The sequence below is a fragment of the Pseudoalteromonas sp. CR1 genome (assembly GCF_019392235.1).
Lineage (GTDB): Bacteria > Pseudomonadota > Gammaproteobacteria > Enterobacterales > Alteromonadaceae > Pseudoalteromonas.
Genome location: NZ_JAHXRM010000005.1, coordinates 20,858 through 42,541 on the forward strand (window position 1 = coordinate 20,858; position 21,684 = coordinate 42,541).

Annotated in this window: 17 protein-coding genes; 9 read left to right on the forward strand and 8 right to left on the reverse strand. The window is 38.3% G+C overall.

All coding sequences use genetic code 11. From position 1 onward, the window contains the following. Positions 1-37 precede the first annotated feature (37 nt). Positions 38-925 carry a LysR family transcriptional regulator gene (locus tag KZZ04_RS06270; RefSeq protein ID WP_219422181.1) on the reverse strand — a complete coding sequence of 296 codons (888 nt, stop codon included), beginning with the start codon at positions 923-925 and terminating at the stop codon, positions 38-40. Between the two features lie 114 nt (positions 926-1,039). Here KZZ04_RS06270 and KZZ04_RS06275 point away from each other — a divergent pair, with 114 nt between their 5' ends. The 3 genes from KZZ04_RS06275 to KZZ04_RS06285 all read left to right on the forward strand — a co-directional run bounded on the left by KZZ04_RS06275 (position 1,040) and on the right by KZZ04_RS06285 (position 3,534). Further along, positions 1,040-2,212, forward strand: coding sequence for an MFS transporter (locus tag KZZ04_RS06275; RefSeq protein WP_219422182.1), 1,173 nt, complete (start codon positions 1,040-1,042; stop codon positions 2,210-2,212). A 156-nt stretch (positions 2,213-2,368) separates the two neighbouring features. Then, positions 2,369-3,184, forward strand: coding sequence for a 2,5-didehydrogluconate reductase DkgB (dkgB, locus tag KZZ04_RS06280; RefSeq protein ID WP_219422183.1), 816 nt, complete (start codon positions 2,369-2,371; stop codon positions 3,182-3,184). Between the two features lie 62 nt (positions 3,185-3,246). Then, positions 3,247-3,534, forward strand: a complete 288-nt coding sequence (locus KZZ04_RS06285; protein ID WP_219422184.1) for a putative quinol monooxygenase — start codon at positions 3,247-3,249, stop codon at positions 3,532-3,534. Between the two features lie 98 nt (positions 3,535-3,632). Here the strand turns inward: KZZ04_RS06285 and KZZ04_RS06290 are convergent, their stop codons facing one another. Beyond that, a complete protein-coding gene (locus KZZ04_RS06290; RefSeq protein ID WP_058404196.1) occupies positions 3,633-4,286 on the reverse strand; it encodes a DUF6058 family natural product biosynthesis protein in 654 nt (217 codons plus the stop codon). Between the two features lie 172 nt (positions 4,287-4,458). Here KZZ04_RS06290 and dapA point away from each other — a divergent pair, with 172 nt between their 5' ends. Continuing rightward, positions 4,459-5,376, forward strand: a complete 918-nt coding sequence (gene dapA, locus KZZ04_RS06295) for a 4-hydroxy-tetrahydrodipicolinate synthase (protein ID WP_219422185.1) — start codon at positions 4,459-4,461, stop codon at positions 5,374-5,376. Between the two features lie 52 nt (positions 5,377-5,428). Here dapA and KZZ04_RS06300 read toward each other — a convergent pair whose 3' ends face one another. Both KZZ04_RS06300 and KZZ04_RS06305 read right to left on the reverse strand, forming a co-directional pair. Continuing rightward, the gene (locus KZZ04_RS06300; protein ID WP_219422186.1) at positions 5,429-7,249 is read right to left on the reverse strand and encodes a DUF4105 domain-containing protein; all 1,821 of its coding nucleotides are present in this window, start codon (positions 7,247-7,249) and stop codon (positions 5,429-5,431) included. A 61-nt stretch (positions 7,250-7,310) separates the two neighbouring features. Then, a complete protein-coding gene (locus tag KZZ04_RS06305; RefSeq protein WP_219422187.1) occupies positions 7,311-7,772 on the reverse strand; it encodes a DUF3015 family protein in 462 nt (153 codons plus the stop codon). Between the two features lie 297 nt (positions 7,773-8,069). On the opposite strand from KZZ04_RS06305, the gene KZZ04_RS06310 reads away from it, so the two are divergent. Further along, entirely contained in the window at positions 8,070-9,371 is a 1,302-nt protein-coding gene (locus KZZ04_RS06310; protein WP_058404193.1) for a DEAD/DEAH box helicase, read from the forward strand. A 32-nt stretch (positions 9,372-9,403) separates the two neighbouring features. Here the strand turns inward: KZZ04_RS06310 and KZZ04_RS06315 are convergent, their stop codons facing one another. Both KZZ04_RS06315 and KZZ04_RS06320 read right to left on the reverse strand, forming a co-directional pair. Then, complete coding sequence (locus KZZ04_RS06315) at positions 9,404-10,900, reverse strand: amidase family protein (RefSeq protein WP_219422188.1); 1,497 nt, start codon at positions 10,898-10,900, stop codon at positions 9,404-9,406. Between the two features lie 88 nt (positions 10,901-10,988). After that, positions 10,989-12,596 (reverse strand): NAD(P)/FAD-dependent oxidoreductase, encoded by a 1,608-nt coding sequence (locus KZZ04_RS06320; protein ID WP_219422189.1) that lies wholly within the window; start codon positions 12,594-12,596, stop codon positions 10,989-10,991. 192 nt (positions 12,597-12,788) lie between these two features. On the opposite strand from KZZ04_RS06320, the gene fdxA reads away from it, so the two are divergent. From fdxA to KZZ04_RS06340, 4 genes are all read left to right on the forward strand, one after another. Beyond that, on the forward strand, positions 12,789-13,112 hold the full coding sequence (gene fdxA, locus KZZ04_RS06325; RefSeq protein WP_058404191.1) for a ferredoxin FdxA: 324 nt from the start codon (positions 12,789-12,791) through the stop codon (positions 13,110-13,112). Positions 13,113-13,256: 144 nt separating this feature from the next. Beyond that, complete coding sequence (locus KZZ04_RS06330) at positions 13,257-15,500, forward strand: carbohydrate binding family 9 domain-containing protein (protein ID WP_219422190.1); 2,244 nt, start codon at positions 13,257-13,259, stop codon at positions 15,498-15,500. Between the two features lie 242 nt (positions 15,501-15,742). Further along, complete coding sequence (locus KZZ04_RS06335) at positions 15,743-17,653, forward strand: bifunctional diguanylate cyclase/phosphodiesterase (protein WP_219422191.1); 1,911 nt, start codon at positions 15,743-15,745, stop codon at positions 17,651-17,653. 96 nt (positions 17,654-17,749) lie between these two features. Then, positions 17,750-19,672 carry a bifunctional diguanylate cyclase/phosphodiesterase gene (locus KZZ04_RS06340; RefSeq protein ID WP_219422192.1) on the forward strand — a complete coding sequence of 641 codons (1,923 nt, stop codon included), beginning with the start codon at positions 17,750-17,752 and terminating at the stop codon, positions 19,670-19,672. A gap of 74 nt (positions 19,673-19,746) precedes the next feature. Here the strand turns inward: KZZ04_RS06340 and KZZ04_RS06345 are convergent, their stop codons facing one another. After that, positions 19,747-20,448 carry a TorF family putative porin gene (locus KZZ04_RS06345; RefSeq protein ID WP_138529014.1) on the reverse strand — a complete coding sequence of 234 codons (702 nt, stop codon included), beginning with the start codon at positions 20,446-20,448 and terminating at the stop codon, positions 19,747-19,749. Positions 20,449-20,457: 9 nt separating this feature from the next. Beyond that, positions 20,458-21,675 carry a BCCT family transporter gene (locus KZZ04_RS06350; RefSeq protein ID WP_138529012.1) on the reverse strand — a complete coding sequence of 406 codons (1,218 nt, stop codon included), beginning with the start codon at positions 21,673-21,675 and terminating at the stop codon, positions 20,458-20,460. Positions 21,676-21,684 lie beyond the last annotated feature (9 nt).

Here is a 21,684-nt window from a genome sequence, read left to right on the forward strand (position 1 = left end):
ATGTTGTTTATACTGAGAAACCATTAAAAAACGTCACTTATAGTTTAAGCTTAGGTTTTATAAAGTCTAAAAATGCCAAAATGCGCGACGACACGGCACTGTTTTTGTAATAAACAGCTTGTATGTCCTCACGATGGTTTGGCGTTTTAATACTCTTTGGTAAAACGGTTACTAACCGGCCTGTTTTTAGATCGTCGGTAACCATAAAATGCGAAAGTAATGCAATGCCTTGGTTTGCAATACAGAGTTGCCTAATTGTTTCGCCGCTACTGGCTGTGACCCCAAATGAGAGCTTTAAGGGGATGTTAAGTGGCCAATTATTGAGGCAAGGTGAGTCGGTAAAACCGATGAGTTTATGGTGGCTCAAATCGCTTGCTTGAGAGAGCTTTGGTGCCTTTTTTAAATATTCAGGGCTTGCAACTAAATGTAATTCGCTCGTGCCTAGTTTTCTAGCATGTAGGTTTGAATCTTTTAAATCACCAATACGTATAGCTAAATCAGTTTTATGTTCTAGTAAATCAATAATGCTGTCATGGGAGGTTATATCCAGTGTGATCTGCGGATATTGCTGAGTAAATTGCTCAATTAAAGGTACCAGTTGATGCAAAACAAATGGGCTTGCAGCATCTACCCTAAGTTTACCACTTGGAGATTGTTTTAAGAGTTTGATTGCTTCCTCACCTGTTTGCAAAGTATTTAAGCCGTCACGCGCATATTTAATAAAAGTATGGCCCTCTTCTGTAAGTTCTAATCTGCGTGTCGTTCTGTTTAATAAAGTGCACTGCAGTGCATTTTCAAGGCGAGATACAGCACGCGACACCTTAGCTACTTGTTGATCAAGTAAATTAGCTGCTGCTGAAAAGCTTCCGCTATCAACAACCGTAATAAAAATTTCTAAGTCTTCAGTTTTGGCATGTTGTGACATAAACCCCTCGATTACCTTTGCATTTACTACAAAAGTATTTTGTCATTATTGCTGTTTTTTGCAAACACATTTTTAGTCAAACTACACGCCTTAATAAATAATGAGGATAAAATTATGCCATTGGCTTTGTGGGCGCTTACCTTAAGCGCATTTGCAATAGGAACAACCGAGTTTGTAATAGTAGGCTTAGTGCCTACCATTGCGAACGACTTAGGTGTGAGCTTGCCTTCAGCAGGCTTGTTAGTGAGTTTGTATGCAGTAGGCGTGGCTATTGGCGCGCCCGTGTTAACAGCATTAACTGGGCGATGGAACCGTAAAATTGTATTAATAAGCTTAATGGGCTTATTTGTAGTAGGTAACTTACTTGCATGGCAAGCACCGAGTTATGAAACACTCATATTGGCTCGCATACTAACAGGCCTAGCTCACGGTGTGTTTTTTTCAATTGGCTCTATGATTGCCACAAGCTTAGTAAGTAAAGACAAAGAAGCCAGTGCTATCGCGATTATGTTTACAGGCCTTACGGTTGCACTTGTAACGGGTGTGCCGTTAGGTACTTGGATTGGCCAACACTTTGGTTGGCGTGCAACGTTTTTAGTGGTATCGCTGTTGGGTTTAATTGCTTTGCTAGGAAGCGCTATTTTAGTGCCTAAGAATTTAAAACAGTCTATCCCGGCGACGTTTAAAGAGCAGCTTCAGGTTATTGTTAAGCCGCGCTTATTGCTCGTATATTTAATGACAATTTTAGGATACGGCGGCACGTTCACTGCGTTTACTTACTTAGCACCTATTTTAGAGCAACAAACTGGCTTTGCCCCCTCGGCTATTAGTTTAATAATGCTGGTTTATGGTGCATCTGTAGCGGTAGGCAATATTTGGGGCGGAAAATTGGCTGATAAACGCGGCCCAATTAGCGCACTGAGTATTATATTTAGCGCGTTAACAATTATTTTATTGGCTTTTACCTTTACCATGGAATCAAAAGTAGCCGCAGTACTAACTATTTTAATATGGGGTGCATTTGCATTTGGTAACGTACCAGGATTGCAGCTTTATGTTGTAAAACAGGCACAAAAGCATACGCCTAACGCGGTAGATGTCGCATCGGGCTTAAACATAGCGGCGTTTAATATTGGTATAGCACTGGGCTCAATTATTGGTGGTAGTGTAGTGGAGGGCATGTCGCTTCAAGATACCGCTTGGATTGGCGCAGCAATATCCGCTTTAGCATTAATTGTAACCCGTTACAGTGGCATGCTTGATAAGCGGGAAATTCAGCGCGTATAAAGTGTAAGCTGTTAAGGTTGAAACTTAAATTAATGGCCTCATTACCTGTATTGAGGTCATAGATTTTTAAGTGACGACACAAAAGAAGTAAAAGGTGTATTTTGTAAAGCTTTAAAAGAGCTTGTTTTTAACCGATTATTTTATAAGGATAGAGCCATGACACAACGTGTAATTGAAATGCCAGATTTAGGTATGGGAACATTCCGTTTAGAAGGCGACACCGCCTACAATTCAGTAAAAATGGCGTTAGAAGTAGGATTTCGTCATATCGATACAGCGCAAATTTATGGTAACGAAGATCAAGTAGGCCAAGCCATAAAAGACAGCAACATCCCGCGTAGCGAAATATTTTTAACCACTAAGGTGTGGAACAATAAGCTCAATAAAACCGACTTTATTGCCAGTGTAAAAAAATCGCTTGAAAAGCTACAGGTAGAGTCTGTTGATTTACTACTTATTCACTGGCCATCACCAGCAAATGATGAACCAATGAGCGAATACCTTACTGAACTTTTAAAAGCTAAACAGCTTGGTTTAACTAAACATATTGGTGTATCAAACTTCACTATTGCAAATTTAAACGAAGCAATGCAAACGCTCGACTCGCGTGAAATTTTTACCAATCAGGTTGAGGTTCACCCATACTTAACTAATACTAAATTGCGCGCATTTTGTGCTCAACACGATATACACGTAACAGCGTATATGCCATTTGTAGTAGGCAAAGTACTTAAAGATGAAACGATTATTGATATTGCCAATAAGTATAATGCGTCGCCAGCGCAAGTGGTTATTGCATGGGTAAACGCCAATGGCATGACAACGATCCCCTCATCTACTAAGCGTAAAAACTTAGAAGATAACTTTAACGATCATGTTAAATTAGATGATGAGGACATTGCCCGTATTGATGGCCTTGATTGCGGCGACCGCCAAGCGACGCCAGATTTTGCGCCGCAGTGGGATCAGTAATAAAATACGTCACACGTTATTAGGTGCAGAAAAACTGCACCTTTATTTTAAAAGGACTCAGTATGTTAACTGTAATTGCCACTATTTCGAGTGAAAATATGGATGCAGATGTTGTATTAACCGCACTCGAAAACCTGCAAAAGTACTCGCGCCAAGAAGTAGGCTGCCTGCGTTATGAGCTATCGGTTAAAGGTGATGCGCAGCAAACAACTTATTTAGTGAGTGAGCAGTGGGCATCTGATGAGCATTTTGAAGCACATAAAAATGAGCCGCATTTTAAAGCCTTTGGCACACAAGTGACGGGCCTAGTAACCAGCAGTAATATTGATGTATATAAATCAATTGGCTAGGCATAACTAATTGATCCAATGAATTTAAACGGCGGCGTAAATCTACACCGCCTTTTAAAGTTTTATATTCCCTTGCTAAGGTTTAGCTTTACTATTTTTTATTTTATGGATAAGTCGTACTTTAAAATAAGCGCATCTATATAGCGAGCGCGTAGGGTTTGCTGTTTTTCGTGATCGGCCCCGTGGCCTAGTGCTTTGTTTAATAGTTTCATAGCGGGGTGTAGTTGTGTACGCTCTTGTTGATTTAAGGTTGCTTTAGTGCGCAGCTCAGTGATGTCGTCTACCAATAGGCGGCCAATATCTACACATACTATTTCATCAATTAACCCGTTTTGTGTAAGCACACCATATTTACTACATAAAAACTGCTGCCATACTTGTTGTAGGTGTTCTTCTATTTCACAACCGAACAATTCTTCGTTAAAGGTAAAGCCCTGCTGAGCAAGTTTAGTAAGGCTTGCCGTGTATTGCTGTGCAAAATAATTAAAGGCATTACTTGATGATTCAATTTTTTGTTTAATTAGCCCTTGCCCCCAATTTACACAACCGCGCGGGTAATAGTCATCGTACTCTTCACACTCATACAATCCAGAATACGAACTGCAACTTAGTTGACTTTTTATGCAATAGCTTGGTTTAGGAAATACGCTGTGTTGCTGCCATGTATCTAGCTGCTCGGCGTCAATATTTAAAGCATGGCAAAGCTCATCAGTATTATAAAAATGAGTGGCTAAGTAGTTAGATAAACGCATAAAGGCTCGCTTAAAGTTAAAAATATAAACACTGTTTAAATGTACAGTGTTTATATTTTGTATTATCAAACTAAATAACACAAGCCATTTTACGTTTATTATTAGCTTAAGCCTGCAAAAATGCGTGCAAGTATGTTACAAATAGCGCAAGTTTTATAAATAATGAATTTTTATGCGCACCCTAGAACAAATTAAACAAGCAAGCTTAATTACCGCTATTAAAACCCCATACCTAGCCAATGGTGAAATAGACCTAGCAAAGTACGACGAACTCGTTGAAATACAAATAGCAGCGGGAGTAGATGGCATTGTGGTTGGTGGTACAACCGGCGAAGGCCAGTTAATGAACTGGGAAGAGCATTTAATGCTTATTGCGCACAGTGCAAACAAGTATGGCAATCAGCTACTGATTGTAGGTAATACAGGTAGTAACAATACACGTGAAGCAATAAAAGCCACTAAATACGGCTTTGCCAGTGGTATGCATGCAGCGCTGCAAATTAATCCATATTATGGCCGTACGTCTATTGCCGGTGTAAAAGAGCACTTTAAACGCGTGCTCGATATAGGCCCTGCGTTTATTTACAACGTAGCAGGGCGCACAGGGCAAGATTTAACGCCTGATATTATTGAGCCATTAGCACAGCATCCTAACCTAATTGGTATAAAAGAATGTGGCGGCAATGAACGTATTGCCCACTACGAGCAGCAAGGTATTGCATGTTGGTCTGGTAACGATGACGAAGCACACGATGCGCGCCATGTACACAAAGCACACGGTGTTATTTCGGTTACCTCTAATCTTATTCCTGGGTTGTTCCGCCAATTAATGGATACTAAAAATGATTCGTTAAATACCGCATTACAACCTTTAATGAACTGGCTGTTCTGCGAGCCAAACCCGATTGCAATTAACACCGCAATGATGATGACAGGCGCAGTAAATCCCGTATTTAGATTACCGTATTTGCCTTTAAATGAAGAGCAGCAACAAATAGGGTTGCCACTTATTAATCAGTTAAATGAAGCCGATGTAGTTGGTGGCAAGGCTAGTTTACTTAACAGCGATGAAGTATTAACTCTTTCTTAATTAAGGTATGAGGCTAAAAGTGAAGCGTAAATAATTTCACTTTTGGCCTTTTTTATTGCCAGTAATAATTTAATTTAAGTTTCCAGCTTGTTAGGTTTGAATGTTTGTAACTAACGCGAATGTCAAAATTTTGATTTATAGGAATTGATATTTCAGCTTGAGTTGATGACTTCTCATCATTTCCTAATATAAATTGTTCGTGAGAAGTTCTTAATTTAATATCTGAGTATAGTGTTGTTATTAGACCTAGTTCTAACGATGAGTCATAAATATTGTCTGTAGCAGCAAGATCTCCAATATACCCGTTAGCAAGCGTAAAGAGCAGGGTTTTATTATTATTGGTCAGATAAGATTTACCTATTCCACCCATTACAAACGTGTTTGTGCAGCTTTGGCAAAGTGTATTCTGCCTTTCAAAACCAGCATTGATTTTCCATGAAAGGTTATTTTCTTTTGGCCATTTAACATAGGCTGGTGAAAATGACTCTAAATCCAGTAAGTGCAGTTTATCTAGATACAAATTAGAGTTTAAGATTGAGACTTCAGTATCAACCATTTCTAAATTGGAAAACGCAATGCGAGCAACATCTGACGCTAAAGAGTCGAAATAACTGAGTCTAAATCCCAAACCAAAGTTGTGTTGTTTGTTTACCTGGGTTGAAGAAACAGACATATTTGATGGTTTTTGTCCTTTGTGAGGCGCTTGCTGGGTATATGATGAAACGTGCACTTCATTGCCAATTGGGAGCGTTAAACGCGTTTTAATAAGTGCTTTTTTTAAGCTTTTAATATGGTCAATATTGTGTTTTTTTATTTGCTGTAATTGGGCTAGCTCAAATAATGTTTCAATAATTCGCTTTTTACTTTTTATATTGAGTGAGATGAAATCATCTTGCTCAAGAAAGTCAGGTGTTTTGTATATTTGCTCTGCAATGGTTGATTCGTTGCTAGTCAGCTTTTTCATATACTCAATAAAAACAGTACTTCGAGATGGCGTAAAGCGTACCTCTTGAACCAGCTTTTTATTGTTATAAGTAGCCTGATTTAACTTTGAAAAAACAGTTGTCGGGATCATCCATGGCGAGCTGTTATTTGTTAACTGCTCTCCTATAACAAGTTCTATTAGTTGCGCAATATGAAACGCGCAGTTTTCATCAGCAAAATAGTAATCGAATTGCGCACCGAGTATTTCCCATAAATGATTAGCAATAAACTTTGTATCGTCATTTTTTAAGGCAAGCTTATATTCCCAAAGATCTCTGAGTTCTATTTCACCGTAATTATGTTGATGACGGTAAAATAATTGATCCGAAAACCCTGCTTTATAACCGCCAAACAAGCCTTTTGTTATATAAACTAGACCATTTTCGTTATCCGGTACATGAGCACCATAATTTATGCTGTAATCGAGTAATTTATTATTTTTGGCCGATGACCGATTTAGTTTTAACAACAAATGCCCATAAAGTGATGCCGGATTACTCATATAACCAGATGCAAATATTAGGCTTATAGAATGTATAGGTTGCGCATCTCGCCATTGTTCTAGTTCAATACAGGAGGACTTAGGCTGCGTAAATGTTAACCCTTGTTTTTGTAGCCAGGTGTATCGTGCAGGATATTTACATTGTGTTAGTGGGTCTTTGTTAAAGCTTTGCACTGTTGCTTTTAGCTCTTCAAAAGGGCTTGTTGCTCCGCGAGAAGATATAAAAAATGATGTGTTTGTAATATAGCTTTCATTAAACGCTGGTTTTTTGTAATGGCCTAAACTTAACCACGTGGGATGTTGAGCTAATTGTTTTAATGTTGCAGATGCTTGAAGATTAAACGAAGCAATAAAAAAGATAAAAATTATAAAAGAATAAATTTTCATAAATACCCAACGGGCTTGGGGTAGAAAAGGCTAAAAGGGCTAAAATTAGCCCTTTTATATATTATATTGCAGAACAGTTAGCTGAGAACTGGCTAGCAATATTGCTTTCAACAAGTGTATAAAGAGCCTGAGCATCGTTTACAGATGTTTGAGCAAAATCATTACGTATCGTTGAGATCATTTGAGAATGAGCTGAGCTATCACACCCACGTACATTTAGCATTGCTGAGATGTACTCCCCTTCACCTTGTGCAATTTCTTGCTCTAGGATTGGGAATGTTTGTTTTATAAATTGTGCAGTTTTAACGTTTGCACCTTTACAGCTTTCTACAGATGAAACATTTGAAGAAACAGCAGTTGTTCCTAAATCCCAAATAACATTTGAGATAGCAGCGGCTGTGCCATTATCAGGAAAAACCATTGCACCAATACCACATTGCTGCCATGGGTTAACATCTGCTTGCGCTGGTGTTACTACGAAAGCGCTTGCTAATACTGCTGCAGCTAAACATCTTTTTATCATTATTAAATCCTTATTTATATGTCCCTTAAATGGGGCTTGAATTCTATACATAAGAAAGCTTAAGAACAATAACCCGTTTTAAAAAAATTAATAATAAGTATATTTTGTAAATTTTATGGGGTAAATATTTTCGATAAGTGGGGCTCTGAACACTTTATGAGAGAAACTATTGATTTATTGGTAAGCAATTTTAATAAAACAAAATATTTAAATAGTAATATTGTTTAAAACTAACTGTCGGCTCATTTTTGCTGTATAATTTGCGACCCTTGATAATGTGGCCGTAGGTTATACAGCATGAATTTTAAATCTTTTAGTTTCGCACCTGAAATCATCCAGGCATTAGACGAACTTAACTATCACACTCTTACGCCCATTCAGCGCGCAGCTATTCCAGCTGTTCGTAAAGGTAAAGACGTTTTAGCCAGTGCACAAACTGGTACCGGCAAAACTGCCGCGTTTGCTTTACCTGTTATTCAAAAATTAATTGAGTCAGACTTAAGTACAACCAACGCACCTAGTGCACTGGTATTAGCGCCTACACGCGAATTAGCAGAGCAAATAGCCAATAACTGCAAAGAGTATGCAAAGCATACCTCGCTAAAAGTAGTGAGTTTATTTGGTGGGGTGAATACTACAGGTCAAGAAAACGCATTAAAAGCAGGTGTTGATATTGTTGTGGCAACTCCGGGCCGTTTATTAGATCACATTCGCCTAGGTAACTTAAGCTTAGCGAATGTAAAGCATTTAGTATTAGATGAAGCTGACCGCATGCTTGATATGGGCTTTATCACAGACATGCAAACTGTGATAAAAAGCTGTGCAGATGATCGTCAAATTTTATTGTTTTCGGCTACATTCCCAGCTGCGATTAAACAGTTTGCCTCTAAAGTACTTAAGCAACCAGAAATTGTACGTGTTGACCAAACTAACAGTACAGCAAGTACCGTTCAGCACGTTGTGTACCCAGTCGAAGAGCGCCGTAAGCAAGAACTTCTTTCAGAGCTGATTGGTAAAAAGAACTGGCAACAAGTACTTGTGTTTGTAAATATGAAAGACACCGCGGACGAGCTAGTTAAAGAACTTAACCTTGATGGTATTCCTGCAACAGTTTGCCATGGCGATAAGTCACAAGGTAACCGACGCCGAGCTTTACGTGAATTTAAAGAAGGTAAAGTGCGTGTGCTAGTGGCCACTGAAGTTGCCGCCCGAGGTATTGATATTGATGGATTACCCCGTGTAATTAATATTGATTTACCTTGGCTTGCTGAAGATTACGTTCACCGTATTGGTCGTACAGGCCGAGCTGGTAACCAAGGTCAGGCAATATCGTTTGTAAGCCGTGAAGAAGAAAATACACTATTTGAAATAGAAACATTAATTGGTCAAAAAATTAAGCGTATTTATCTCGAAGGCTATGAAGTAAGTAACCGTGAAGTACTTATTGATAAGATAGGTAAAAAACCCGCTCATTTACGCCGTACTCGTTCTAATAAACTATCAGGACAGGCAACGGGTGAAGCTCGCGCAGTAAACCGTTCGCGTATATCTAACGTGCGTAAAAGCTTAAAAGGTGCAAAGCTGTCACTTAAGAAATAACAGCTAATATAAGAATTAAAAAAAACCTGAGTTTACTCAGGTTTTTTTATGGTCGAAATAAAAGCTTCGTCGATTATTTGAGCATGTTGATAGGCTGCCTGTTGCTGGTTTTTATTTGCAATAATAGACAATCCAACGGGTAAACCACTTACCTTACCAACGGGAAGGGTAATATGAGTTGTGCCGGCAATTGCTGATAAAGAGCTACTACTGCCTTTAAAGTTATCACCATTTACCAAGTCTGTTTTCCACGCAGGCGATGTGGTTGGAGCAATGACTACATCCACATTATTATTTTTGTATAAATTAGTAATGGCGGCGGTGGCTAATGTGCGGTAACGCTGTTTAGTTTTTTGGTATTTGTCTGTTTGCGTTAAGTCGATAGCGTTGGCTTGTATTAAAATGTCTTGCCCAAAATGGGGCATTTCAGCTGCCTTATTTTGTTTATTAAAATCAATCAGTGCACTTAAACTTTTTACCTTCACTTGGGCAGCAGTATTTACTAAGTAATGGTTTATTTCCTTTTTAAAGTCGTAAAGCAATACATAATATTCATCGACAAATAGCGTAGTTAAATCATCTGTTATATCAATATTAATTACTTTATGACCAGCCTGTTGGAGAGCTGAAAGTTGATTTTGGTATAAACGCTGTGTTTCTACTGTAAATTTATCACTTGGTAGTGCACCAATAACTAATGATGACTTTTTAGCATCTGGCAATGCTTGTAATTGAAAACTATGCGTTGAGGTATCAAGCGTATCGCGACCTTGTATAAGTGATAATACAAGGCGGGCATCTTTTAATGAGTGTGCCATTGGACCAACACTGTCTTGGCTACTTGAAAGTGGCACCACACCAGAGCGCGATACTTGGCCCATGCTTGGTTTTATCGCATAAACACCGTTCACTGAAGCTGGGCAAGTAATAGAGCCATCGGTTTCTGTGCCAAGGGCTACAGGGGCAAAGTTAAGTGCGATGGCAACAGCAGATCCTGAGCTCGAACCACAAGGATTACGAGTTATGTCATGCGCATTGTGTGTTTGCCCCCCAACGGCACTCCATCCTGATGATGAGTAAGACGACCGAAAATTAGCCCACTCACTTAAATTAGTTTTACCTAAAATAATGGCGCCAGCATTACGCAACTGCTTAACCACAAAGGCATCATTGTTAGTAATATTATTTTTAAGTGCTAACGAGCCTGCTGTTGTTGGTAATGAGCCTTTGGTTTCTATGTTATCTTTTAAAAGTACCGGTATTCCATGAAGAGGCCCAGCCCACAGCCCTTTAGCACTAAGCTCATCAATTTTTTTAGCTTGCGCAATAGCACTAGGCTCAATATTAATGACCGCATTGAATTGAGGGTTAAGTTTATTAATACGATTAATATAGTGTTGGGTAAGTTGCTGGGCACTAATTGTATTATTTTTAAACGCCGAGTGAATTTCATCTATTGTTTTTAGTTCGTATGCTGAAGTGTTTAAAGCAATAACACAGGTTAATAATCCTAGTAATGTTTTTATCATAAAAAGCACGCAAATAGTTGTTTGGTTACTTTTAACACAAAAAAGCCCCACAATGTGAGGCTTTACGATAATTAACTAAATATAGCGTTTAAGTGTTTTCAAGCATTGATAGCGCAACAGCTTCGGCTGCTTTTATGCCATCAATACCCGCTGATAATATACCGCCAGCGTAGCCTGCGCCTTCACCTGCAGGGTAAAGCCCTTTAGTATTAATGCTTTGATAGCTTCTGTCGCGCTTTATACTAATGGGTGATGACGTGCGTGTTTCTACACCCGTTAGTAATCCGTCATTAGTAGAAAACCCGCGTATTTGTTTGTTGAAAGCAGGGATAGCCTCACGAAGCGCTTCAATTGCAAAAGCAGGCAATACATTACTGAGATCTGTTAACTTAATCCCGGGCGTATATGAAGGCTTTACATCGCCCAAATCAGCAGAAGATTTTCCTTTTAAAAAGTCGCCGATAAGCTGGGCTGGTGCATCGTAGTTTTCGCCGCCTAACTTGTAAGCTTGCTCTTCTAATTTGCGCTGCAAATCAATACCCGCAAGAGGGTGACCTGGGAAATCTTTTTCAGGTGAAATACCTACAACAATAGCACTATTTGCATTGCGCTCACTGCGTGAATACTGGCTCATTCCATTGGTTACAACACGGCCTTCTTCAGATGTTGCAGCAACTACAGTGCCACCAGGGCACATGCAAAAACTATATACAGTGCGACCGTTATTGCAATGGTGCACAAGTTTATAATCGGCAGAGCCTAAAATTGGGTTTCCGGCATTTGGCCCAAAACGACACTCGTCAATCATTGATTGTTTGTGCTCAATTCTAAATCCCACTGAAAATGGTTTGGCCTCAATATATATCCCTTTGTCATGAATCATCTTAAAGGTATCGCGTGCGCTGTGTCCAACAGCAAGAACAACGTGACGTGTTTCAATATGTTCACCGTTAGACAGGGTAAGGCCTGTTACTTGGCCGTCGTCTAAGTGGATATCGTCTACACGCGTGCTAAAACGAATTTCTCCGCCAAGTTCTATAATACGAGCGCGCATTTTTTCAATCATAGTGACGAGTTTAAAAGTACCAATATGAGGTTTGCTTACATACAAAATTTCTTCAGGTGCGCCGGCTTCAACAAATTCAGTAATAACTTTTCGTCCATAATGTTTTGGATCTTTTACTTGGCTGTATAATTTTCCATCTGAGAATGTACCCGCGCCGCCTTCACCAAACTGTACATTTGATTCGGTGTTTAGTGCTTTTTTACGCCAAAACCCAAAGGTGTCTTTGGTACGCTCTCGTACTTCTTTGCCACGCTCAACAATAATTGGGTTAAAGCCCATTTGGGCAAGCACTAGGCCTGCAAACAAACCGCATGGACCAAATCCGATAACGACAGGGCGCTCGGTGATATTTTCGTTTGCTTGCGCTACAAATTTATAAGATGTGTCGGGCGCTGTTTTTACATGTTGATCTTTTGCAAATGTGGCTAAAAGCTCAGCTTCGTTATCAACTTCTATATCAAGGGTGTAAATGAGTAATATGGCTGTTTTTTTACGAGCATCGTAACCGCGTTTAAATACGTTATAACTGTGTAATTGTGCAGGTTGTATTTTTAGTTTGTTGATAATGGCTTGGCCAATGGCATTTTCATCATGATCAAGTGGCAATTTTATTTCAGTTAAACGTATCATTATTATCTCTATCTGGTGTCTTAGCGGGTGTTTCTCCGCTCACAATAAGAAAGTGTAGGGCACGAATTGGCTTTACATTAAGGGCGCACATACTACGTTAAATTGGCAAAATATGGCAGTTATTTATTGTGTTTTTGAGGTGAAAGGGTATGATCGCCCACTGTTAAATTAGCTTTATGGTACAAAAATATTATGGCGTTTGTAGTTACCGAAAATTGCATAAAATGTAAGTACACCGATTGCGTATCAGTGTGTCCTGCGGATGCATTTTTTGAAGGCCCTAATTTTTTAGCTATTAGCCCGATTGACTGTATTGATTGTGGTCTATGTGTTCCAGAGTGCCCAGCAGAAGCAATTTATCAAGAAGATGAACTACCTGAATCTCAAAAAGAATTTACCGAACTCAATGCAGAACTTGCTCTTATTTGGCCTCGTATTACACAGGTAAAAACAGCCCCTAAAGATGCTGACACATGGAACGGTGTTGAAAATAAGCTAAAGCTACTTGATACCTAAGAATAGAACAAATAATCCTTTATTATTAATTAGTTAATATTTTGCGAAATTATGTTTGCAAGGTATTAACAAATGTACCCGCTTAAATTACACTCCGGTTTAGAAATTACTCATATTGAGTAAAGTTGTTTTAAATGGATGTTTATGCAGTACTTTATAACTATAAAAAAACCACTCACGTTTTTACTTTTATCGTTTTTCCTACTAGTTAATAGCTACAGTGTATTTGCTAAAAAAGAGCAGGTATCGCTGGCTCGAATAAATCAAAATATCAGTGTTGATGGCGTACTAGATGAAGCGCATTGGCAAAAAGCGACCTATGTCCCTTTGCTTGTTCAAGATGAGCCTAATGAAAGAGGTACCCCTCCTGTAAAAACCGATGCGTACATGTATGAAGATGGCACAAATTTGTATGTTGGTTTTATTGCTTACGATCCTGACCCAGATCAAATACGCGCTTCACTTCGTGACCGAGATACCCTTTGGCAAGACGATACTGTAATACTTGTAATAGACACCTTTAATGATGAACGCTCAGGCTATGAGTTTTTTGTTAATCCGTTAGGCGCACAAGGCGATTTACGCATGAGCGATACTGATGGTTGGCAGTCAGATCCATCGTGGAATGCAATTTGGGATAGCGCTGGCAAAATTACCGATGAAGGCTATATAGTTGAAATGCGTATTCCTTTTAAAGCACTGCGCTTTCCAGAAAATAAAAAAGATTTAACGTGGGGGTTTTTATTAATGAGAAACTACCCTAGGGATGTACTTTATCAAATATCCAATATGGGGTTTGACCGCGATGTTAAATGTAGCTTGTGTCAGTTTGATAAGTTAACGGGCTTGAGCGAATTAGCATCAAGTAAAAATGTTCAACTTACCCCAACGCTCACAGCACTTCGCCACGATGATAAAGCCCAACTCCCTGGTGACTGGGAGAACGGTAGCATAGACACTGAGGCCGGTTTAGATTTACGCTGGGGAATAACAAAAGACGCGGTGTTAAATGCGACTATTAACCCTGACTTTTCGCAGGTAGAGACTGATTCTCTTGAGCTTGACGTGAACACAACGTACTCAATCTATTATGCAGAGAAAAGACCTTTCTTTTTAGATGGTGCCTCTTACTTTAAAAGTAGCTTGTTTGAGCTTTTATACACTCGAACCATTGCAGAGCCGACGTTAGGGGCAAAGCTAACTGGTAAAACCGATGGGCACAGCTATGCACTTATGCTAGCTGATGACGAAAACAGTAATATCCTATTACCAACAAACCAAGGTTCTGGTTTTGCCTCACTGAATGAGAAAACACAGGCAGCAGTCGGTCGTTATCAATATGATTTAGGTGAACAAGGAACGTTGGGCGTATCAAGTACACACCGACAAAGTAATAATTATCGTAATACGGTGTTATCAGTTGATGGCAGTTATTGGTTTAATCAGTCAGATACATTGCTTTATCAAGTTTCGTCAGCTGATACGCGAAACTCTGACTTTTTAGTTGATAACTATGGTCTCTCTAAAACACAATCAGATCAGGCATATGCAATTGAATTAACTCGTGACAAGCGAGACTATAAACTTTTCACATCTTATGAAAATATTGGCGAGGATTATCGCACCGATTTAGGATACCAAGCCAAGGTCGATTATGAAAAAGTGCTGATTGGTGGCGGCCAAACGTGGTATCGAGATGAGTTGGATTTAATTACGTCATGGTCTTATGAAGCTGATTGGGATAAAACCTGGGCGCAAAGTGGTGACTTGCTTGAAGAAGAATATGAAGGCTTTTTAAGTTTTAAGGGGCAAAAGCAGTCTTTATTTAATATTGGCTTTATTCATCGTAAAGAGAGTTATTACGATGAGTTTTACAATCAAAATATAGGTTACCTTTATACTTCACTTAAGCCCACTAAAGACTTGAATCTATCGTTTTATTTAGAATATGCAAGCCGTATTGACTATACAAATCTTGAGCTTGGCGATGTAATTAATACACAAACTCAAGCAGTGTGGGATATAAACGATCATTGGCAAGTGGATATAAGACACAGTTACAGCAAGTTAGATAACCCACGGGATGATCGCGTTTATACAGCAAATTTGGTCGACTTTAGACTGCATTATAAATTTAACATGCGATCAATGTTAAAACTGATTTTACAAGTTGAAGATATAGACAGAAACAAAGAGGCTTACTTTTATCAAGTAAGCCAAACAAATAAAGACTATGGTAGCCAACTGGTTTATTCGTATAAGATTAACGCACAAACTTTATTTTATTTAGGTTACTCAGATAGAGGGTATCAGGACGATACACTCGAAAATATTGAGCGTGACCAACGCACCTTTTTCACAAAAGTGAGTTATGCATGGCAGATCTAACAAGGTAATGTAAATATGGGCTCATAACCAGGCGTCAAATAGAGTCTGCTTATGGGTGCACATTTAAGTTTTATATTTTAGCCTCACTTAAAACCTAAACTCCTCGCTCTTTTTCAGTCATCGCTACACTTTTTTTCGCACAAAATATCGACATATATCAGATAAATAATTGCTTACAAATGAAAATAGGAGATATAATGAACATTTAGTTATTGAGGATCAGTATTGTTAGGGAATTTTTCATGAAAAAATTAAAGCATGTTGGATTAATTTCCTTACTCATTTTGCTATTTTGCTTTTACCTAAATACTGAATTGACGAGTCAGATAAGCCGCACCAATCTGTTCCAGTCTAATTTTAGCGTTAAAAAATTTGATATAAGCAGCACCAATTTAGATATTGCCCCTTGGTACAACCCAGTTCTGAGCGGCCATTATACAATTGACAGTGCTTCTCAAACATTACTCCTTGTTAAAACAACGGAACAATCTTTTATTGCGGCTGATGCCAATGTACTCATTTTGATGGTGCTAACGTCGCCTAAAAACATCATTATTTTTTTCTCTTGCATACTTTTGCTTGCTGTGTATATAAAAAAACAAAGCAGGAAACAAAACCATAAACATAAGTTAAGCCAACTTAATCAGCAGGCTAATAAACTTTTAGAGTCGTTTAATTTAGATATTGAACCTGCTCAAAACCCTAATGGTATTAGCAATTTAAGTAAATCTATTACCACCCTAAATATGCATGTAGCCAATTATGTAAAACAAACACAAACAAGCATATGCCAAGATAAATTAACCCAACTCATCGATAGACATGCCTACATTGAGCATATAGGTAGGCATATAAACCAAACAGGTCAAAAGAAATTAACCTGTGCATTATTATTCATTGATTTAGATGGGTTTAAGCAAGTTAACGACTCATTTGGGCATAGCTTTGGTGATGAGATACTTGTACAAGTGGCAACACGTTTGGCTAATGTTTTGCGTCACCATAAATTAAGTAATATAAACTCAGCTAATCAGCTTGAACAAAATTTATCGCGTTTAGGGGGGGATGAGTTTTCTATTTTTATTGAGTCGTTGGACGAAAGCGACAAGGTTGTCGACATAGCAAAACAAGTACTTAGTGAGCTTGAAAAAGATTTTGTGCTTGGCAATAAAATTGTAAAAATTAGTGCAAGCATTGGTATTGCTACTTATCCAGAAAGCGCATCTACACCACAAGCATTGTTGCAGTTAGCAGATGTAGCAATGTATCGAGCTAAAAGTGACGGCAAGGGTATTTTTAAAGTGTATTCCCCTGAAATGGGTAACAAAATGCGCCGGTATCATTATTTACTCGAAGAGCTTCGCTTAGCCATTGCATGTAAAGACTTTTATCTATCGTTTCAGCCCATCGTGCACGTAGAAGATTGCATGATTGACTATTTTGAAGCACTCACACGCTGGAACCACCCAGTTGAAGGCATGATTTCACCTGCTGAATTTATCCCTATTGCTGAAGAGTCAAATTTAATATTAGAGTTGGGTGATTGGATTATGCTTGAGTCATGCAGGCAAATGGCTGCCTGGCACAATGCAGGTATGCGTAAAGTAAAAATATCGGTAAATATTTCAGGTATTCAGTTAAAACACCGTGATATATATGATTGGATCACAAAAACACTCAAAAGTACGGGGTTACCTGCAACGTCTTTAATGCTTGAGGTGACAGAGTCTACCTTTATTCAGGCAAGTACTCGAATTATTGATGAGCTTAGTAAGCTAAGAGAAGACGGTGTGACTATTGCTATAGACGATTTTGGTACCGGATTTAGCTCTTTAAGCACCCTAGCAGATTTACCTATTGATGTTATTAAAATTGATCGCTCGTTTATAACTCAAGCCAATAAAAGTAAAAAATATAATGACATACTCAATACCATTAGTGAGTTAGGCCAGAGGTTGGGGCTAAAAATAGTAGCAGAAGGTGTGGAAGAAATTGCCCAATTTGAGCTTGTAAAAAAGTTAGGTGTGAGCTCAGTTCAAGGCTATTTAGTGAGTCGTCCAGAGTCTTCTATTAATGTTGGAAATAAAGTGTTACGTAATAATAACGCTAATTTATCTGCATCGGGTTCTAGTGCCTGGGAAATTACTAAATAAAAATGTGTTACTTGGGCGTTTACTGGACAATTTTTTAATTAAGACATAGTTTTAGTTACATAAATAATAAAAACGAGATGTTAAGGCTTAGATAACATGCATCGAAGCTCCCTAATCGAAGAAAACCTTAATGATACAGTAAGATTACTTTACGAGAACGCTTATTCAGGTTTACTCGTTTCTTTATTTGCGAGCGCCTGTATTGCTTTTAGTTTTAATAAAGGCGAGTTATTAAGTTATAACGATAAGCTAGCTTGGTGGCTTATTATGCTGTTTGTTTTGGGGATTCGTTTTTTAGATATCCGCACATTTTTAAAAATAGACAAACGTGCTACTCAATTTGACCTCCTAAAATTTTCATCAGGGGTTGTCATAACCGCTATTGTATGGTCCAGTTATGCTTTGTATTTTCACACTTCTTTCGAGCCTTTAGAAGCCACAAGTATCATAATTATATTATCTGCTTTAGGTGGTGGTTCTGCTAATGTGTTGTCTGCACATAAGCTGACCTGTTTTGCTTATGCATTTATCCTATTATTTCCTTACGCATTAGTGTTAATAATGTCTTCACATTATTACGAAAATGTACTTGGCTTTTTAGGTATAGGCTATGGCTCAATTAATTTATTAACTCTCAATAAAGCATCTGCATTTACACAGCAAGCAATACACTTAAAAAATCAAAACAGCGATTTACTTGAAAAAATGGAGTTAAGAGTTGACGCGCGTACTGAAGAAATAATGCATCTGTCAAATTCTGACTCTCTGACCCAATTATTAAATCGAAATGCATTTTTAAATGATGCAAAAAATCGAATTAAACATTATCCAGATCCACCTTTTGCGCTGCTTTTTATAGACCTAGATGGGTTTAAGAATATAAATGATGTGATGGGTCACAAGGTCGGTGATAACGTTTTAAAAAGAACAGCGAAACGTATTTCTGATGTGTGTGCTCATAATCAGCAAAAGTGCCGCTGGGGCGGCGATGAGTTTTTAATTTTAAGTGATTTTGTATGCAAAGAAAATACTTACAATTTTGCTAAAGAAATTATTGATGCAATTACACAGGATCATCCAGAAACAGAGCACGGCGCACGGGTAGGGGCGACCATAGGCATTGCACTTTACCCAGAGCATGGTAAAGACCTGGATAGCTTAATTTTAAATGCCGATATGGCAATGTATCACCAAAAAAGAATGAATCGTGGGCAAATTAGTTTTTTTAGCGAGTCCCTTCGTTCTGAATTAGAAAGAAAGCGCCTACTTAGCGAAGAGCTTTTAACCGCGCTTGCCAATAATTGTTTTTCGTTGGTATACCAGCCCATTATTGACTCTAAAACACATGATATATACGCGATTGAGGCGCTCATTCGTTGGCAATTAAAAGGAGAAAACATACCTCCTGACGAATTTATACCAATTGCAGAGCAGTATGGGTTAATTTCAAAAATAGGCTTTTGGGTACTTGAAACGGCGTGCCGACAAGCACTTACTTTTCAACAACTCTCCCCAGATTTATCAGTCAGCATTAATGTATCTGTGATGCAGCTTAAAGAAATAGAGTTTGCCAAGAAGGTTAAGAATATTTTGGCGAATTTGAATTTTCCTGCCCATAAGCTTCATTTAGAAGTAACTGAATCTGTATTTGCAAACGATAAGCATACATTTTTGTATGTGGTTAAATCATTACAAGAACTGGGTGTAAGAATTTCAATAGATGACTTTGGTACAGGGTATTCTTCTTTATCGAGCATGCTTGATGTAGGTGTCGATATTGTAAAAGTGGATAAAAGTTTTGTTCAAGATGAGGATGAAAGAGGCTTAAGCATTGTTAACGCAGTAGTGCAAATGGCAAGTTCGCTTAATTTTAATGTTATTGCTGAAGGGGTTGAAACACCTTTGCAGTGTAAGAAGCTTACTCAACTAGGCGTATCGCATTTACAAGGGTATTACTTTTCAAGGCCGCTGACCTCAAGCGCATTAATTGAGTATTTAAATAATAAAAAAGCCTCATAAGGAGGCTTTTTGAGTATGACGAACCTGAGTTGTGGTTCGCCACGCTAATGTTCAAAGTTAAAATTAATTAATCTTTATAAATCAAATGTTCTTGAAATTGCTAGTACGATGCGCTCATCGGCGTAGTCGTAATCAAGGCTAGTATTCTCAGCGGCTACTTCAATACCAAAGCCTTCGTAACTGGTTTGATAAGCAAGACGGTAGTGACTGTACGATTTCTTTTGGTTTACATCCCACGCCCATTTTTCACCGTCAAGTGAATTAGAAATATCAAAACTTGCACGTATTGCATGATTTGGTGCAAGTTCATAAGTATGAGCAATCATTGAAACTACATGGCCCGCACTTGTTCCAAAATAATCCCAGCTGTACCAAAAATTAAGCTCTGTTTGGCCGTAATCACTGGCGTAACCAAATTTTGTGTAAACCTCAGGGTAATTTCCATCACTGTTATTACCTTGGTATGTGTAGTATGCAATACCGTAGTCAACACTAAACTTATCGTTTAATTGTACATAGCGACCAACGTATCCATCTAGTTCAAAATCGGTATCATCACCAAAGTCTACGTTTGACGCCCATACACCGGCATACACGCCATTATCAAAAGCATAATCCAAACTTGCTTGTAATGCAGGATCGTTATCTGTTTGGCTTACACCGTTAAACGTGTAATCTGATGCTGCTGTAATAGTTGTTGACCAGTCGGCAGCTGCCGTTGTTGATAAAAGAGCGAATGGCACTGCTACTGCAAGTTGTTTTAGTTTATTGTTCATTATAAATTCCTAGCTTTGTGTTTCAATTTTAGTGTAGTCAATTTTGTTTGCTTTTGGTGAGCTATCAATATTCTTAACTGTTTTAAACTTACTGTAGCCAATAAAGCCAGCACACAGGAAGAACAAGGCAATCACTAATGCACCTACCCACTGTATTTGTAAAAATTCTAGCTTAAACAATAATGTTAATAATGAAAGCGCAAGTATGTTTCCAATCATATACTTCGCTTTACCAAAGCGTTTTACAGTAATGTTTAAGTTGTCTGTGTATAAACGCACTAACGAGTCGAGTGAGTTAATTACAAACACAATACCTACAAATACCATGGCAAAGTTTTTAATGCCTTGCGTTGGAATACCCGCTTCGTGGTAGTGGTAAAGTACGCTAAACCAGATTGCAATTGGTATTGAAGGGAAAATTAACATAGCGCCTAGAACTTGGTAAGTTTTTAAACCGCCTACAAAACGAGAGGTAAACTGACCAATCATAATGCTCCAAGCAAACCACCAAAATAAGTAAAACTCATGGTAATCGTTAAGCGGTAAAACAAATTCATTTATGTTGGCAAAGTATGTGCCGATAGAGGCTAAGTTATCAGTGAATGCTGACATTTCACTGTCACCTAATACAAACGCACCTGCCCACATAAAGCCAATTAGTGCTATAAATAACCAAGTAGTAGCAATACTTAAAAATCGTACGTACTTAATGTCTGTACTTGAATATACGGCAAAACAAATTGCTGCAAATACAATTAAGTAAAACTCAGAAACAATACTTGAACCATCGCCAATTTCTGGCAAATACCATGGAAGGTTAGAAAGTAAGAGGTAAGCGGTAAAAGCACATGTACCAATAATAACTACGTTATTAATGAACTTTACCCAAGGTATTTCGAAAAATTTAACTTTAGGTTCTATTACACAGAAATAAAAGCACGTAAGAAAGTAAAATCCCCAGATTAAAAATCCCCAATAACCAAACTCAATGGCCAGTGGATTTGCAAACGCGTATTCTGGGCTTGCTTTTATGTCTGCATAACCTGCAAACTCAGTTAAAGGAAACATTATAAGGCCAACATCAAGGCCTGAGGTAAAGAGTATTGCGATAAAGGTAAGTGTTTTAACTGGTGTAACACCAACAACACGTACATTACCCCATTTTAATAAAATGATCGTAATTGCAAGTAGGGTAAAAATAATACCAGCATTAAGCCAAATGGTCATTGGTACCCT

Excerpts from the sequence above, each read along its gene's own strand:
- KZZ04_RS06270 (WP_219422181.1), bottom strand. The coding sequence starts at position 925 with ATGTCACAACATGCCAAAACTGAAGACTTAGAAATTTTTATTACGGTT.
- KZZ04_RS06275 (WP_219422182.1), top strand. The coding sequence starts at position 1,040 with ATGCCATTGGCTTTGTGGGCGCTTACCTTAAGCGCATTTGCAATAGGA.
- dkgB (WP_219422183.1), top strand. The coding sequence starts at position 2,369 with ATGACACAACGTGTAATTGAAATGCCAGATTTAGGTATGGGAACATTC.
- KZZ04_RS06285 (WP_219422184.1), top strand. The coding sequence starts at position 3,247 with ATGTTAACTGTAATTGCCACTATTTCGAGTGAAAATATGGATGCAGAT.
- KZZ04_RS06290 (WP_058404196.1), bottom strand. The coding sequence starts at position 4,286 with ATGCGTTTATCTAACTACTTAGCCACTCATTTTTATAATACTGATGAG.
- dapA (WP_219422185.1), top strand. The coding sequence starts at position 4,459 with ATGCGCACCCTAGAACAAATTAAACAAGCAAGCTTAATTACCGCTATT.
- KZZ04_RS06300 (WP_219422186.1), bottom strand. The coding sequence starts at position 7,249 with ATGAAAATTTATTCTTTTATAATTTTTATCTTTTTTATTGCTTCGTTT.
- KZZ04_RS06305 (WP_219422187.1), bottom strand. The coding sequence starts at position 7,772 with ATGATAAAAAGATGTTTAGCTGCAGCAGTATTAGCAAGCGCTTTCGTA.
- KZZ04_RS06310 (WP_058404193.1), top strand. The coding sequence starts at position 8,070 with ATGAATTTTAAATCTTTTAGTTTCGCACCTGAAATCATCCAGGCATTA.
- KZZ04_RS06315 (WP_219422188.1), bottom strand. The coding sequence starts at position 10,900 with ATGATAAAAACATTACTAGGATTATTAACCTGTGTTATTGCTTTAAAC.
- KZZ04_RS06320 (WP_219422189.1), bottom strand. The coding sequence starts at position 12,596 with ATGATACGTTTAACTGAAATAAAATTGCCACTTGATCATGATGAAAAT.
- fdxA (WP_058404191.1), top strand. The coding sequence starts at position 12,789 with ATGGCGTTTGTAGTTACCGAAAATTGCATAAAATGTAAGTACACCGAT.
- KZZ04_RS06330 (WP_219422190.1), top strand. The coding sequence starts at position 13,257 with ATGCAGTACTTTATAACTATAAAAAAACCACTCACGTTTTTACTTTTA.
- KZZ04_RS06335 (WP_219422191.1), top strand. The coding sequence starts at position 15,743 with ATGAAAAAATTAAAGCATGTTGGATTAATTTCCTTACTCATTTTGCTA.
- KZZ04_RS06340 (WP_219422192.1), top strand. The coding sequence starts at position 17,750 with ATGCATCGAAGCTCCCTAATCGAAGAAAACCTTAATGATACAGTAAGA.
- KZZ04_RS06345 (WP_138529014.1), bottom strand. The coding sequence starts at position 20,448 with ATGAACAATAAACTAAAACAACTTGCAGTAGCAGTGCCATTCGCTCTT.
- KZZ04_RS06350 (WP_138529012.1), bottom strand. The coding sequence starts at position 21,675 with ATGACCATTTGGCTTAATGCTGGTATTATTTTTACCCTACTTGCAATT.